The organism is Paraburkholderia sp. RL17-373-BIF-A (assembly GCF_046030175.1).
GTDB lineage: Bacteria > Pseudomonadota > Gammaproteobacteria > Burkholderiales > Burkholderiaceae > Paraburkholderia.
In genome coordinates, this window is the sequence record NZ_JARESO010000062.1 from 34,413 (window position 1) to 49,322 (window position 14,910).

At 60.9% G+C, this 14,910-nt stretch carries 15 protein-coding genes and 1 pseudogene; 7 read left to right on the forward strand and 9 right to left on the reverse strand.

Going from position 1 to position 14,910, the window contains the following annotated elements; genetic code table 11:
* Positions 1-34: 34 nt before the first annotated feature.
* From P0D80_RS40830 to P0D80_RS40840, 3 genes are read left to right on the forward strand one after another with little or no spacing between them, the layout of a single operon-like run.
* Positions 35-1,075, forward strand: coding sequence for an EpsG family protein (locus P0D80_RS40830; protein ID WP_132381533.1), 1,041 nt, complete (start codon positions 35-37; stop codon positions 1,073-1,075).
* A 6-nt stretch (positions 1,076-1,081) separates the two neighbouring features.
* Positions 1,082-2,245: a glycosyltransferase gene (locus P0D80_RS40835; protein ID WP_408292224.1), complete on the forward strand. Its 1,164-nt coding sequence runs from the start codon at positions 1,082-1,084 to the stop codon at positions 2,243-2,245.
* Positions 2,242-3,429 carry a polysaccharide pyruvyl transferase family protein gene (locus P0D80_RS40840; protein WP_408292226.1) on the forward strand — a complete coding sequence of 396 codons (1,188 nt, stop codon included), beginning with the start codon at positions 2,242-2,244 and terminating at the stop codon, positions 3,427-3,429. The genes P0D80_RS40835 and P0D80_RS40840 overlap by 4 nt, the downstream gene beginning before the upstream one ends.
* 88 nt (positions 3,430-3,517) lie before the next feature.
* On the opposite strand, the gene galU is transcribed toward P0D80_RS40840, so the two are convergent.
* Positions 3,518-4,399, reverse strand: coding sequence for a UTP--glucose-1-phosphate uridylyltransferase GalU (gene galU / locus P0D80_RS40845; RefSeq protein ID WP_408182026.1), 882 nt, complete (start codon positions 4,397-4,399; stop codon positions 3,518-3,520).
* A 433-nt stretch (positions 4,400-4,832) separates the two neighbouring features.
* Here galU and P0D80_RS40850 point away from each other — a divergent pair, with 433 nt between their 5' ends.
* A complete protein-coding gene (locus P0D80_RS40850) occupies positions 4,833-5,066 on the forward strand; it encodes a flagellar transcriptional regulator FlhD (RefSeq protein WP_132381526.1) in 234 nt (77 codons plus the stop codon).
* A gap of 677 nt (positions 5,067-5,743) precedes the next feature.
* On the forward strand, positions 5,744-6,037 hold the full coding sequence (locus P0D80_RS40855; protein WP_408292229.1) for a hypothetical protein: 294 nt from the start codon (positions 5,744-5,746) through the stop codon (positions 6,035-6,037).
* Positions 6,038-6,162: 125 nt separating this feature from the next.
* On the opposite strand, the pseudogene P0D80_RS40860 reads toward P0D80_RS40855, so the two are convergent.
* The 7 genes and pseudogenes from P0D80_RS40860 to P0D80_RS40890 all read right to left on the reverse strand — a co-directional run.
* Positions 6,163-6,365: pseudogene (locus tag P0D80_RS40860) on the reverse strand (alpha/beta fold hydrolase); the annotation flags it as partial.
* A 95-nt stretch (positions 6,366-6,460) separates the two neighbouring features.
* Entirely contained in the window at positions 6,461-6,856 is a 396-nt protein-coding gene (locus P0D80_RS40865; RefSeq protein WP_408292231.1) for a DUF3331 domain-containing protein, read from the reverse strand.
* A 51-nt stretch (positions 6,857-6,907) separates the two neighbouring features.
* Positions 6,908-7,075, reverse strand: a complete 168-nt coding sequence (locus P0D80_RS40870; protein WP_408292233.1) for a hypothetical protein — start codon at positions 7,073-7,075, stop codon at positions 6,908-6,910.
* Positions 7,062-8,021 carry a helix-turn-helix domain-containing protein gene (locus P0D80_RS40875; protein WP_408292235.1) on the reverse strand — a complete coding sequence of 320 codons (960 nt, stop codon included), beginning with the start codon at positions 8,019-8,021 and terminating at the stop codon, positions 7,062-7,064. Before P0D80_RS40875 ends, P0D80_RS40870 begins: the two co-directional genes overlap by 14 nt.
* Before the next feature lie 289 nt (positions 8,022-8,310).
* Positions 8,311-8,985 carry a response regulator transcription factor gene (locus P0D80_RS40880; protein WP_408292237.1) on the reverse strand — a complete coding sequence of 225 codons (675 nt, stop codon included), beginning with the start codon at positions 8,983-8,985 and terminating at the stop codon, positions 8,311-8,313.
* A complete protein-coding gene (locus P0D80_RS40885) occupies positions 8,975-11,176 on the reverse strand; it encodes a PAS domain-containing sensor histidine kinase (protein ID WP_408292239.1) in 2,202 nt (733 codons plus the stop codon). The genes P0D80_RS40880 and P0D80_RS40885 overlap by 11 nt, the downstream gene beginning before the upstream one ends.
* A 221-nt stretch (positions 11,177-11,397) precedes the next feature.
* On the reverse strand, positions 11,398-11,781 hold the full coding sequence (locus P0D80_RS40890; protein ID WP_408292241.1) for a response regulator transcription factor: 384 nt from the start codon (positions 11,779-11,781) through the stop codon (positions 11,398-11,400).
* Positions 11,782-12,109: 328 nt separating this feature from the next.
* Between P0D80_RS40890 and P0D80_RS40895 the strand changes: the two genes are divergently transcribed.
* Positions 12,110-12,364, forward strand: coding sequence for an H-NS family nucleoid-associated regulatory protein (locus P0D80_RS40895; RefSeq protein WP_408182014.1), 255 nt, complete (start codon positions 12,110-12,112; stop codon positions 12,362-12,364).
* Here P0D80_RS40895 and P0D80_RS40900 read toward each other — a convergent pair.
* Entirely contained in the window at positions 12,346-12,534 is a 189-nt protein-coding gene (locus P0D80_RS40900) for a hypothetical protein (protein ID WP_132381510.1), read from the reverse strand. The genes P0D80_RS40895 and P0D80_RS40900 overlap by 19 nt on opposite strands.
* A gap of 519 nt (positions 12,535-13,053) precedes the next feature.
* Between P0D80_RS40900 and P0D80_RS40905 the strand changes: the two genes are divergently transcribed.
* A complete protein-coding gene (locus P0D80_RS40905) occupies positions 13,054-14,316 on the forward strand; it encodes a threonine/serine exporter family protein (RefSeq protein WP_408292244.1) in 1,263 nt (420 codons plus the stop codon).
* Positions 14,317-14,910 lie beyond the last annotated feature (594 nt).

The window sequence follows — 14,910 nt, forward strand, 5'->3', positions numbered from 1 at the left end:
CCAGCGCACAGCACCAACCGGCGAGGCGTTCAGAATGACTTACTACCTCGTTCCCCTACTAATCTTTTACTTCGGCGTGGCGCTGTGCATTGCCTATGGCGGCACCAATCCTGCCGTCGTTCTCACGTGTGCGTTGCCGATGGTCGCTCTAGCCGTTTTGCGTGGCCATAGCGGTACTGACACGGCTGCGTATTACCAGGCGTTCACGGACCTCGGCCAAGGCAACGGCTATGGCGCCGAGCCGCTATTCAACGCGTATGCGCAGTTTCTCTGGGCCATTGATCCCGACCCGCGGTTCGTCGTCAACAGCATTTCGATGACAACTGCGCTGCTGTTGCTGTGGTCCATTTCCCGTAGCCGCTTCGGCATCTGGTTCGGTGGACTGGTGCTCGTGCCCGGCATGTTCTACGAGCTGACCATGAATGTGATGCGATTCGGTCTCGCATCGGCGATTTTCCTGCTCGCGACCCGCGTTTCGCCACACCAGAAGCCGCTTCGATACTTCATTTACGCTTTGATCGGCACCTGCGTGCATTTCTCTTCAGCGCTCCTGTTCCTGCTTTTCATTGCGACGACCCGGCGCGGACACACGCTGATGTTTGTCGGCGTTGCGGTTGCCGTCATCGGCGGTTCACTTTTGATGCCGGACTACTTCGCCGACAAGACCAGTCTCTACACCGGCATAGCGGCCCCGAATGCGTCGTCCGGACTGCTCTTTCTGATGATCCAGATGCTGATGCTGGGCGTGATGATCGTGTACCGGCGGCAGTTCGCCATTCCACCTATCGGCTGGCTGATCTGCGCGTTGCTGGCGGCAGTGCTTTACGGCATGACTCAGGTGACTTATGCGGGCATCCGCTTTCAGTTGATCCTCGTGAACCTGATGTTGGTCGTCCTCTGGCGTCAGTTCGCTCCGCCGACTGGACGCATGCAGACAAATCTGGCGACGTGGCTATTCCTCATTGGACTGATCGCGCTCGCGGGACGCATCCACAACATGACTGATGAAGAAGGACACGGGGAATCTCCGTTCTTGCCTTATCAGATGGCTCCAGCAATCCAGGAACTAGGGTAAGCGATCATGCGACAAAAAATCGTACACGTAACGGAAGCTCTGGGCGGCGGCGTGCTGCATTGCGTTGCCCTACTGGCCAATCGTCAGGCAGCCGCAGGTGACCAGGTCGTCGTGCTGCATTCCATGCGGCAAGACACGCCGCCGACTGCGAAGCTGGATCAGTTGTTCGATCCGAGGGTGCATCGTCAGGTCGTCGACATGCACACCAGCATCGGAGCCCACGATATCGTCAGCGTGTTCCGGCTCCTCATCGCTCTGTTTCGGGAGCGGCCGGACATCGTTCATCTTCATTCGTCGAAAGCCGCGGCGTTGGGGCGGATCGCGGCACGCTTCCTCGGCATCACGGCGCATACCATTTATTCACCGCACGGGTTCGCCTTTCTCAAGGAGGACATTTCGCCGCTCAAGGCAAAGCTGTTTTTGCTGATCGAGCGGATGCTGCATGCAACGGGTGGACACATCGTTGCCTGTTCGAAGAGCGAATTGCGTTATGCACGAATGCTGCTTTTGGGTGCGGAGCGCACAAGTCTGGTCGAGAATGCGGTGAAACTCGATGGGTTCGATCCGGGCGGTCACAGACAGGCAGGCGAAGCCGTGGTCGTATGCACGTCGGCGCGGGTCACCTATCAAAAGGCTCCATGGCGATTCACGCGTCTTGCGCAAAACATTGCGGGAACCTCGAACGCGCACTTCGTGTGGATCGGTGATGGCGAAGCCGACGCAATCGACCGTTGGATCGATCGCGACGCGATTCAGTTGACTGGCTGGATTCCCGCGGGGGACCTTCGGCGACGACTTCTGCAATCCGACATCTTCGTTCTGCCTTCGCTATGGGAAGGCATGCCGATCGCACTAATAGAAGCACAAGCCGCCGGGCTTCCGGCGGTAGCCAGCCGCATTGTCGGCAACCGCGATGTCATCGTCCACGGCGTCACGGGCTTCCTCGCGAATGATGATGAACAGTTGGAACATTACACCCGCCAGTTGATCGACGACGCTGAACTCCGTCAGCGGATGGGTGCCGCTGCGACTGCGCACGCGCGCGCCCGCTTCGGCGACACGCAGTTTTTCCGTTCTTACGTGGGAGCCTACCGGCGATTGCTGACGCCGGTACAAGGCCGCCGCTTGCCGGCCGTGACGCACACACTTTCACATGAGGTCCTGAAATGAGCGCGCCCGAAACCGAAGCGCCGTCCGCAGTCGCATCAAGCCCTCGCTCCGCTCGCGAGTCGCAACATGGCGACGTCCATCCAGCGTCTATCCGCCGCGAGACACGCATCGCTTTCTTTGGATTCTATGGGCGACACAACTTCGGCGACGATTTGTTCGGATACTTGCTGCAGTCGATATCGGTCAGAACACCGGGGATTCGTCCGCTGATAGTAGGTGCGTCGCCCGCGCAAGAATTGACGCATCGGTTCCACTTGCCGCTTGCCCGTGCATTGTGGGGGCGTCCTGGCGCAATGGGCGCGGCGGCGCGGTCAGTGACCTATGTGGCTGCCGTCATGCGTGCGCGGGCAGCGATCTTCGGCGGAGGCTCGCTATTCGGCGCCCACGCATCACTGCCCTTTGCAAAGCTGATCGTCAACGTGGGGCGACGGTTCAACAGGCCCGTCGCCGCGCTTGGCGTGTCAGTCGGGCCATTCGCAACGGCGGAGCGGCGCCACGCGTTTGCGAGCGTTCTTAGAGCGATCCCGTGCATCGCGGTCCGCGACGAAGCGTCGGTCCGCGCGGTCGCAGACGCAACAGGATTGGCACCTGTCAACCTCAAGGACCTCGCTTTCGCGTTGCCTGCTCTCTATACGCCAAAGCGCAGGAGCGGTGATCGACGTACTCTGGTCGTGTCCATTCATCTGCGGCAATACATGGATGCCGTGCTCGCCATACTCACCAAAGTCGACAGCCAACGCCTCGTCGACGAGGTGCTGTTCGTCTCGCTCGACGACGAAAGCGTCGCTGTAACAGGAGACATTGCTCGCCTGTTCTCGCCATCGAACGTTTCCGTGGGGCGCTTTCAATACGGCGATTCGATTACCGAGGTGGTTGATCTGCTTACTTCGGCAACGTGTGTCGTCACCTCGAAACTGCACGGCGCGATCGTGAGTTTTGTGTATGACGTCCCTATCATGCTGTTCTGCTATCAGCGCAAGTGTGCGGAATTTCTGCTGGACAACGCATTGCCGGGACCACAAGAACCACAGCCGCCGGACGACGTGTGCGTTAGACATGTCGCTGAGCTTCTTTCACGCGGCAGCCGTGAGCAGCGGTATTCGCGCGCCGGGTGGCATCTCGACCAGTTCACGCAGTTCATCACCTCTATCGGCAACGTCCAGACACGCGCCGGCGCTGTTTGAGGCCTTGTGGGACGGTGCGACGACACTATCTGACGCCGCACCGGTTTTGTTCCTTGCGGCGAGGCACAGCCCCGCCGCTCGGTATCGTTTATGTTTGCAGCTCCGTCATGCGGGCGGCGAGATAGTCGCTGAAGTCAGCCGACACCTCGGGATGGCGCAACGCGAACTCCACCGTCGCCTTCAGGTAGCCAAGCTTGCTGCCGCAATCGAAACGCGCGCCGTCATACCGATAGGCTAAAACCTGCTCATCGTTTAGCAACGACTGGATTGCATCCGTCAGTTGCAACTCGCCTCCGCTGCCCGGCCGCAATGCGCGCAGATGCTCAAAAATCCGTGGCTTGAGCACATAGCGGCCGACCACGCCGTAGCGCGAGGGCGCGTCCGCGGGTGCCGGCTTCTCGACGATACCCGACAGCTTGAAAATATTCTCTTCCCATTGCTTACCGTCGATGACGCCATAAGACTTCGACTCGTCCTGCGCAATCTCTTCGACACCTAATACCGACGTATGGTAATGGTCGAACACATCGATCATCTGCCGCAACACAGGTGGCCTGCCGTCCAGCAGATCGTCGGCCAGCACCACGGCAAACGGGCTGTCGCCAACGAGCTTTTCCGCGCATAGCACGGCATGCCCCAAACCCAGCGCTTCGGCCTGGCGAACATAGAAGCAATCGACATGACTCGGCTTGATACTGCGTACGAGCGAAAGCAACTTCTCCTTTCCACGCGCCTCGAGTTCCGCCTCGATCTCGTACGACTTGTCGAAATGGTCCTCGATAGCGCGCTTGCTGCGGCCCGTCACGAAGATCATTTCGGTGATACCTGCTGCGATGGCTTCTTCGACGGCGTATTGGATCAGCGGTTTATCGACAATGGGCAACATCTCTTTCGGGCTGGCTTTAGTTGCCGGAAGAAAGCGGGTACCGAGCCCCGCCACGGGAAAAACGGCTTTCGTTACTTTAAGCATGGGACTTGAATCTCGCGTGTGGAATGATCAGGCTTTAATCCGGAAATGTCGGTGCTCGGTCCGTAAAAATAACCTGCCCGCAAGAATCCAGAAGCCGGGCAGGTTTAACCGAGGCCTTTCGGGTTTGCCGAGAATGGCAACCCCGCATAAGTATCGTCTTCCATTAGTCGAGTCGGGTGTGGTCTTGTCGGATCACGCTGATCAATTGACCGAACGCTACAGTAATGTCATTTACCAGCGGCGGCATTTACAGCCAAAAACGTTTTGGCTGTAAATGGACCGCTGAAACAATCACTGTTGATATGGCGTATTGGCGGAATGAATCAAGGTTTTGTCACAAACGGCAATATCCGCGCGAGTAAGCTTTAGGAAAAGCATATCACCGGGAAACGATCGGTGATGAAACGTCAACCTTCGCATGCAAGATAGACCATTGACCAAGAAATCAGATAGCCTGCAGGCGATCGCCGCATTTAACCAATCGTACCTCCTGCTCGCGCAGCGAATGCTCAAGGAAGACCGGGCGCAGGCAAAGCGCGCACTCGGTCTGTCCGATTCTATGGCTACACGGATCTGCTCATTGACGCAGGCCGAGATCGAAATACTCGCCGATAGCTCGGACCTGATCTGCCAATTCCGAGCGGACGCGGCGCCGGGCCGGGCGTGACACCTGCCGGCTATCCAAACGCCAATGCATCACGACACGGCCGCAGGACGCGTGCCGACGAAATCACTACCGCAACAGATTGACCTTCGCGCGGTTGGCAATCCGCTGGCCTCGCCCGTCGATTACTGCGCGCAACATGAATAGCCCGAAGCGGCAGGCCTCGTCGATAGTCGTCACAGGCGGCATCACGAGTTCTTGACATGCGCCCACGACATTGGCGAGCGCCGGCTCGGGATGCGTGAATGCGTCGAGCAGCGACTTTCAGTTCCACCCGATGCTCGACGAGCACGCCTTTGATACCCATCACATTCCCCATCGCGGCGAAGTTCGGATCCGTACAGGTCAGAGGCCGTATCGACGACCCCACCCATCATCATCTTGAAGCCGTCGTCGCCGGATATCGAAACACATGCCGGTCTCCTGAAGGCGGCTCGCCGAGCGTGCCTTTAACCGTAACCCTATCGCAATCACACGGTCTCTATCCGCACGCACGAGTGCGAACATCCCTACCAAAAGAGGTGCGCGGCTGACCGGTCGGCGCCTGCGGATGCGATTAGACAAAGCAGCGTGCAAGCGCGAAAGAAACTACCGGTCCACACGACGATACTCGATCGCATGTCCAATCCCATCCTTGCGCGCCCTGCATGTACTCCAGAGCGCACCGCGGAGAACGCACGATGAACGCGATCAGATTTCGGTGGTTCCGAACCGGCTACCTCACTGCAGCCGCTTGCCTGTCGATCGGCGCATCGTGCGCGCTGCAGGGACCCGGCCTGATGCGGGCGGTCATGACTGTCGGGACGGACGTGCAACTGCCGCTCGAACGCATCGCCACCGATAACCGGGCGCACGCGCAATCGCCGGTTCATTCGTGGAAGCAGAGCAGCCACCGCACGGACGCCAATACGCGCGCGCCCCGTCCTACGCCCGGCTATCTGCGAACGATCACGGATTTCAAGTACTGGACGTAATGGTGCCGCGAGTGGGCGTCGATGGGCGGATTGAGGCCCATCATCCGCCACCCGGTAAGAACACAATCGCTCGATAATAAAGCTGGCGATACTCGCGCAGAGAATCGCCAGCCTTCATCTGTGCTTTACGACTGCAGGAATTCCAGCGAGTCCGCATTCACCCGATCCGCATGCGTCGTGCACATGCCGTGCGGCGCGCCAGCATAGGTTATCGGATGCAATCGTAAGCGCGCTTGATCGACACTTGCATACCGGCCAACCAGAACCAGTCGATCGTGCCTTGCGACACCTTCGCATCCGGCCGGTTGAAGCCGAAGAATGGCAGCGCCCGAGATATCGCACGCACGCGAGGTGAGCCCGGTGGCAACGCCAGCGAGCACGACGACGTCCAACCAGCACAATCCGCGCGAAAAAGAAGGGAGGTCAGGTTTGCGTTGCGTCGTCGAGAGCGGACGTCAGGATCATTGCGTCGGCATTGCGCGGCGCAGGCCGGCAGGGACGCGGCTTGTACACGGCGTCGCCGCGACGAATCGGGCGCCCGCTCATCGCGCAGACGCCCTCGGTGCGAGCCCGCGACGCGCACCAGACCTGGTCGCCATAGCAGCAGCGCGTCGAGTCGCGCCAGGAGATCGTCGCGGTCGAAGACGTCGGCCGGTCCAGCAAGCTCACCGTGACGCAGTGAAGCGCCGTGTCGTCCACGTGACGCGCCCGGGTGCCTTCATTCAACCCACTGCCGCGGTCTTTCGACCCGCTCGCAGGCACGGACAACAGGCCAATGGTTTGCATCCACGGATCAATCAAATTTGCGTTTGCCAGCATGTCGCGACTCCGGTTGAAGAGTTAACTGGTTGAATGGCTTTGTATGGGGATCTATCGCAGCGCGTCGACGCATTCACAAAGCGCTTCGCCGTGCGCGTAGACCGTCACAGGGGTTTTGTCGGCTTTAGGGCCGTCGTTGACGGACAATGAATCGCCGGTGTGCTTCAGAAACGCCTCGCTGATCCTGAGAAATGACTGAACCTGCTTATCGAGCGCCATTCGCTTTCGCCCTCCAGCAGTAAGGCGTCTCACCGACAAAGCGTTTGAACACAGTGGTGAAATGCGCTTGCGAGCGAAAGCCGCAGCTCAGCGCGACATCGAAGACGTTGTGCTTCGAGCTCAGCAACAGTTGTTGTGCGTGTTCGATCCGGCGGCGCAGCAGGTATTCATGCGGACGCAGGCCCGTCGCGCGCCGGAATTGCGCGGCGAAATGCATGCGGGTGAGGCCGGCGCTCGCGGCAATGTCGGCGAGACCAATCGACTCCGACAGATGCGCGTCGATGTACTCGATCACGCGGTTCATGCGCCACTGCGGCAGCGCGGCCGCCTCACGGTTCTGCGCGTTCGATGCAGTGAATTGACGCGCGACAATGCGCGACACGATGGCGAGGCTGACACTCTCCGTAAAGACCTTGCCCAACGCGGCGTCGTTGGTCTGTGAAACGACCAGCGCCTGACCAAGCCGATCGAGTGCGGCATCGCGGACCAGCTTCGGGTCGCCAAGCACGATGTCGCCCGCATGCGGCTGCTGGAACAGATCTTCGTAGCACTCCGCGAGAACTTGTTGCGACGCGAACAGATGCAGCACGTCGACGGACGACTCGAACACAGCGCTGACGGACACCGCGGGCGCCGTCACCTGAACCACACCCGCCGTCACCCGCCCTTGCATGAGCCTGCGGCCCGCGTGATTGAAGGTCAGCGACACGCATTTCAGCGCCAGGCCTATGCAGTGATCGGACCCGTTGCCGTGACTGACGACTTCGAGCGGCGTGGTGATATTGCGCGTCCAGCGCGACACCTGCACATCGCCGCGCTGCCGGTGTGGCTGCGCTTGATGCGCGCGCGGGCTGCGCCATTGGTGCTCGGCGTCGATTGAGCTGGCGATGCGTTGCGGCGCAATGTCGGCACCGGGTTCAGGATACGAGAGCAGCGAGCTGGTCATGATATGTCCGTCCGATAGAGTGATCTGCCTGCGGTCGAAACACTTGCACCGCGATGACTCAAAGTTAATCAAACGGAGCTCACGCGCCTAGCCGTACATACGGTTGCCTACGACGCCAAATGGTTGGGTCAACCTATATGAAGGTTTAATGCGGGCGGGACATGCGCAGATGAAATAGCCGCGCAACGCGTCCGTCCGCGCGCGGAGGCGTCGCATTGCAAGGGATTCGAGCGAGAAACGAACGACGATGCGATTTTCGCCGTTCGGGAGGCAAAGATGCCCGCGCGGTTCAGCCGCGCTGAACGCGCGGCGGCGTAGTGGTGCCTTGGGGCGATTTGACGCCGAGAGCTTCCGCCTTCAGCACGAAATCGGCAAGCGAGCGAGACTCCATCTTCTTCATGGCCTGACCGCGGTGAATCTTCACCGTGATTTCACTCAGCTTCATTTCAGCGGCAATCTGCTTGTTCATCAGGCCGCTCGCGACAAAAGCCATCACTTCGCGCTCGCGCGGCGTGAGCGACGCGTAGCGGCGGCGCAGATCCGCGACCGAGCGGTCCGCTTCGCGCCGTTCCTCGTCCTTGCCGAGCGCGGTCGCCACGGCGTCCAGCATGTCCTGGTCGCGAAACGGCTTCGCGAGAAAGTCCATCGCGCCGGCCTTCATCGCCTTGACCGACATGGCAATATCGCCATGCGCGGTCATGAAGATAATCGGCACACGCACTGCGCCCGCCGCAATCTGTTCCTGCACGGCAAGGCCACTCTGCCCTTTGAGCCGCACATCCAGAATCAGACAGCTCGGCACATCCGGCATCTGGAACGCAAGAAATTCATCTGCGGACGCGAACAGTTCAACCTGCAAGCCCACTGAGCGCAGCAACATACCGACCGCTTCACGCATCGAGTTATCGTCGTCGACGACATAGACAATCGAGTGAGTCGCGGTGTTGCCCGTTTCACTGCTCATGACAGGTTCCCTCATCGAGCGGCAGAATGAACTGCAGCACTGCACCCTTTCCCTCTTGCGACTCCGCCCAGATCCGGCCACCGTGCGCCTCGACAATCGAACGGCAGATCGACAATCCCATTCCCATGCCCTCCGCCTTCGTTGTAAAGAATGCGTTGAAAAGCCGCCCGGCGTTCTCTTCGCTGATACCCGTGCCGGAATCTTCTATGACCACCTGCGCGTGCCGCGCATCGAAGCGGCGCGTGCGGATGCGCAATTCCCGCGGCCGTCCCGTGATGCCCGACATTGCCTGCACACCGTTCATCACGAGGTTGATGATGACCTGCTGCAATTGCACACGGTCGGCGCACACCTGCGGCGGCGGACATGCGTAATCGGCATCCACTTCGACACGGTGCCCATCCAGTTCGCGTCGCACCAGTTCGATGGATTCTCTCACTATAGCGTTCAGATCGAGTATCGCCTGACTCGGGTCGCGCTTTTGCGCCATCGCCCGGATCTGGCGGATCACGTCGCTCGCGCGCCTGGCGTCGCGAATCATCTGGTTAATGGACTGTCCGACTTCCTTCAGATCGATCTGCGGACGATTCATCCAGCGCAGAGCGGCGTCGCCGCACGTGACGATCGCCGCGAGCGGCTGCGTGACTTCGTGCGCGATCGACGCGGCCAGTTCGCCGAGCATTGTCACGCGCGTCACGTGCGCGAGTTCGGCCGTCGAACGGTCGAGCGCTTCCTGCGCCACCCGCCCTTCCGTCACGTCCATCAGCGCGCCGACGTACTCGGGATGCGCCGACTGCGATGCTGCGAGATGCGCGACGTAGTGCACATATTTGACGCTTCCATCGGGCATCGCGAGGCGATGTTCGATGTCGACGAACGGCGCGCCCGCGAGGCTCTGCTGATAAGCTTGCCTGACGAGCGCGATGTCTTCGGGATGCGAGCGCTCGAGGATCAGCCGGAAAGTGGGCGTAACGTGCTTCGCATAGTCGAAGATCTGATACGTTTCGTCGGACCACCACATTTCGCCGTCGGGCAGTTTCGTCGCGATGCTTCCGGTGCGGCTCAGGCGCTGGGCGTCGGAGAGGAACGCTTCGCTGCGCTCGAGCGCCTGCTCTGCCTGCTTGCGTTCTTCGATATCGGTGTTCACGCCGTACCAGCGCAAGATGTTGCCGGCGTGATCGCGCAGCGGTTCCGCGCCGATATGCATCCATCGGTACACTCCATCGCTGCGCCTGATGCGCGAGACGTTTTCGAACGGCATGCCCGTGGCAATGGCCTGGTTCCAGGCGTGCTGCGCCGCGGAGTAGTCGTCGGGATGAACGATCGAGCGCCAGATATCGCCATCATTGTCGGCAAGCGTCACGCCCAGTTCGTTCCAGCGCCGGTTGATGAAACTTAGCCGCCCGTCGCTCGACGAACTCCAGACCATGCCAGGAATCGCATCGATCGTCGCGCGCAATTCGTCCTTCTGGCGCTGCAACTCGCCTTCCATCTGCTTGCGGACAGTGATGTCGTTGTTGGTGGCGAGCACGGCGCGCGGCTTGCCCTTCGCATCGCGCCACAGGGCCCAACGGCTGGAAATGATAACGGTGGTGCCGTCATTGCGCACGCGCTGCAATTCACCTTGCCAGCGGCCCGAACGCAACATCTCACTGCGAATCTCGTCGAGTGAAACTGAGGAATGGGTTTGCGTCAACTCATGAATCGGCTGGCCGATTGCCTGTTGCGCGGTCCATCCGTAGAGCGCTTCCGCGCCGTGATTCCAGAACGTGATCAGATCGTTCATGTCGTACACGACGATTGCGTCATGCGTCAGATCGAGCAACTGCAGTTGCTCTTGCAGCGTTGCGGTGTTCTTCTGATTGCGCAACGCCAGCACCGACGTCGTGGCGATGGCGAGCAGGCTGACGGCACAGCGCGCCAGCGCGCCGCCCGAGTAGTGCTCGTCATGCGACATCGCAAACGCAATCACCGTGAGCGCCGCGCAGCTCCACGCGGTGAGGATCGCCGCAGGCCGCGACCCTGTTGATGCGACGAGCAGCACCACGACCACATACAGCACGGCAATCGCGATATCGAGTGGCGTGAACGCGTCGATCAGGAAGACGACCAGCGCGATGACGGCCGCGAGAACGGACAGCACGCGCGCATCATGCCGCAGCGGTTCGCCAGCACGCGAGCGGAATATCATGACGACGATTGAACGCGCCGCGCGGGAAGGCGGGGGACTAAACGGCGCGATGTTGGCATAGGCATTCCAGGCAAACGTTCGTTGACGAGCACCGGAACCCTGTCTTGTGCCGCAAGAACGGCACATCAAAGTCAGACATGCAGGACGCCGACTCATAATCCGATACTTATTTTATCCGAATTTTTTAAAATTCAACTATTGAGGCCCGCTGCGAGCGGGCTTCAATGAAGCTCGCCGCCTTCGGCCTGGAGCGTTTCGAGGCAACGCGACACGGCAGCGCCATCGACAGGCTTGCTCAGCACGCACATCGCTCCGTCTTCCAGGGCCTGGCGGCGCACCGTTTCCGATGCGAAGGCGGAGATAAAGATAATCGGCAGCGCAATCCCGCCGTCGAGCAGACGCCGCTGCATCTCGAGCCCGGTCATGCCCGGCATCTGCACGTCGGAGATGACGCAGGCGACATCTACGATCTGGCCGGCGGCGAGGAAATCTTCGGCCGACGCATAGAGCCGGACGTCCCAACCCAGTGAACGAACCAGGCTCGATGTGGCGATGCGGACGGATTCGTCGTCGTCGATGATGGAAACAATCCGATGGGTATGCAAGCGACTATCCTCTGCCATACATGCGGTTACGACGGCACGTTGTTGTCTTGTCCGCCGTTCAGGTGTTTCTATCTTATGGACAAAACCCCGCCGCGAAAATCATATGTGTGTATAGGGAAGGCCGGGAAAGTTGGAATCAAGGCCGCATGTCGGCGTCGCGCGGCGCATGCGTTTAGTGCCGGCCGTTACCCGTCGTGCGTATTCGAAGTCGGGCGTGCCTTCACTAAACGATGCTTGGGGCAAAGCCGCTACATTGGCGAAATCGATAATGCATTCGCGGCCCACTCTTCTCGGTCCGCACAATAGAATTCACGCCCAGGAGCGACCTATGTCGACACTCATTGAACGTCTTGAAGGAGAAGCGCGCGAGCGGCTGATCTGTTGGCTCAGGCGTCGCATGATGGAAAGCGAGATCACGATCGAAGCGCTGGAACACGCGCTCAATCGCGATGTCGAGGATGAGCGGATGATTCGCTATCGCGATGCGTACGGCAACGTGTGGACGGGTCTCGGCGAGATGCCCGAGTGGCTGCGCCGCGCAGTGGCGGCGGGCCAGAGCATCGATCACTTCCGCTGCGGCTGAGCGTCCCGCTTTGCGCAATGCGTGTGTGTCGCCATCTGCTTGCCGACTGCATCGGCGAAGCGCTCGAGCGCAGCGAGCGAGCCTTGCACGCTGCGGTATTCCGTTTTGCCGATCATGCCGTCCAGCACGACCAGCAGGCCTGAGTCTGTTGCGAGCTTGACGATGTCCATTGCAGTCTCCCGATCTTCGCTGTCCTGTTCATGACGATATCCTCGCGCCGCGGATGAATCGTTTGTCACGATTTAAAGGTACGCGCGACTCGCGTCCAAAACCATTCTACGAACGGCCATCTGGATGGTGCATTCGCATGGGTCACTCATCCATCTGTATAGGTCGATCGAAGACGTGCGATGCGCAGCGCCGTCGCCCCAAGGTTCCAGCTTTATGTAATAGCCACCCCGTGTCGCGCTCACTACCATGAGTAACGCTGGTGGCGACGCCACGGTCAGAGGAGAGCGGGATGGGTTCCGGCGAGAAGTGCTTGCGAACGCCGGTCGGCAAGTGGTTCGGACCGGGCGTCGCGCCGAGGTCGAGTTGGCCGACCGAAGAGCCGCCGGAGATGAACAAGGGCTCTGCCCGGCCTCTTCCAGAGACCAAACATGCAATACATCGTTGATCCAGGCGGCTGCAAACGCGCATCCAGCGCCGTAATCCTGGGTATCCGGACCGACATCATCCTTTGAGGCGGCATGAACAAAGACGCCATCGCTCGCCGCGACCACATCGACGAAGTGGACACCGTCGCCTTGGCAGCCTCGCTCCTGTACACGCACGGACAGACCACGGAAAAGACTGTGGTCGCGGCGCAGCAACTCGGACGCACTCTCGGCGTACCGGTCAGGGTGTTGCCACACTGGGGCGAACTCGTGGTCGAGCTTGACCACACCTCCTTCTCGGAGATTGTCCCCGCCGCGCCGCTAGGCGTAGACATGGGCAAGGTCCTGGCCGTCGAGACCATCATGCATCAAGTGTGCGACGGCGCCATGTCGACCGCAGCCGCGCGCCCGGCGCTCATAGCGGCAGAGCGCATGCCACCCGTTGCGATTCTTCGCCTCGCTGCCTTCGCGGCCATCGGTGCGGCGTCTCTCGGCGTGATCTACGGCGTGTACGATGTGGCGAGCCTCGCGCTGATCGCCATAAGCGCCGCCGCCGGAGCCTTTGTCCGCCGCTGGCAGGTGAAGCTCGGCGGCAATCCTTTCCTCGAACCGCTGTCCGCGGCCACGCTCGCCGGCGTGATCGGCGCCGTCGCAAGTCGCCTCCACCTTTCAGACGCGCCATCGCTCGTCGCGTTCTGCCCCTGCATGGTGCTGGTTCCCGGCCCGCATATCCTCAACGGTGCGGGCGACCTTGCGCGCACACGGATCACGCTGGGCGTCGCACGCCTGACCTATGCCGCTCTGATCGTGCTGATGATCTGCACGGGCCTGCTGATCGGGACGGCCGCTGCCGGCGGCGCGCTTCAGGCCGCACCGTCCGCGGCCGCGCCCTTCGCCGCCGATGTCATCGCCGCAGGATGCGCTGTCGCGAGCTTCGGGACTTTCTTTTCGATGCCGTGGCGCCTGCTGCCGCTGCCAATCGCCGTCGGCATGCTGGCGCACGCGGCGCGCTGGGCGCTCGTCTCGATCTTGAGCGCCAACGTCGCGACAGCGGCGTTCTTCGCCTGTCTTCTGGCCGGCCTGATCGTCGCGCCGATCGTCGATCGCCTACGCCTCCCCTTCGCAGCCGTCGGCTTCTCCGCAGTCGTCTCGATGATGCCGGGCTTCTTCCTCTTCCGTGCCGCAAGCACGCTGGTCGAATTGGTCGCCATCGGACCGGGCGCGTCGGCCGACCTTGTCTCGGCCTTCGTTGCGAACGGCGCCACGGCGTTCCTGATCATCCTGGCCATGACCGTTGGACTGGTCCTGCCCCGTATGCTGTTTGAGCGGTTCGCGACAGCACGCCCGGCCTCTTGACTGATCTTCAGACAGGGGTCGCCGTTCGCCTGCCACAACGCTGACCAACCGCCGCACCCCAATCCCCGAGCCGCCCTCCGGGGCTTCGACGTCATCCACGTCTTCCCGCTCGCGCGAGACGCGCGGGCCACCCGCCCCACCGGCGAACGGCGCGAACTCCAGCTTTATGTAATAGCGGTTCTTCATCCTGCTCACTATCATGAAGACAAAGTAGGGTCCCGAAGTGAACCCCAGCTCGGTGAGCGTTCAATGCTCCAGCCGGTGGTATGTCATTGCCCGGGCATTGCGTGCCTCCGCACACGGCGGGACTGATTCGTACCGCGCGCGATAGTAGGTACTTCTGGAGCCGGTGCCAACATCATTGCTAACGCAATCCAATGACTGTCCGGGAGCGCATTTGCGGCCCGACCTGCGGACTCGAACAACATGCCTCCATTTCCCCTTACGTCGCGCCGAGGCTTCTTTCGCTCGGCCGTCGCGCTGGTTCCGGCAGGAACGCTCGCCGCGTGCGATCTGAAGTCGTCCGGCACGTCCGCGCCAGATTCGAACGCGGCAGCATCCGGACCGCAAGCTTCCGGCGCGGACTACAAGCCA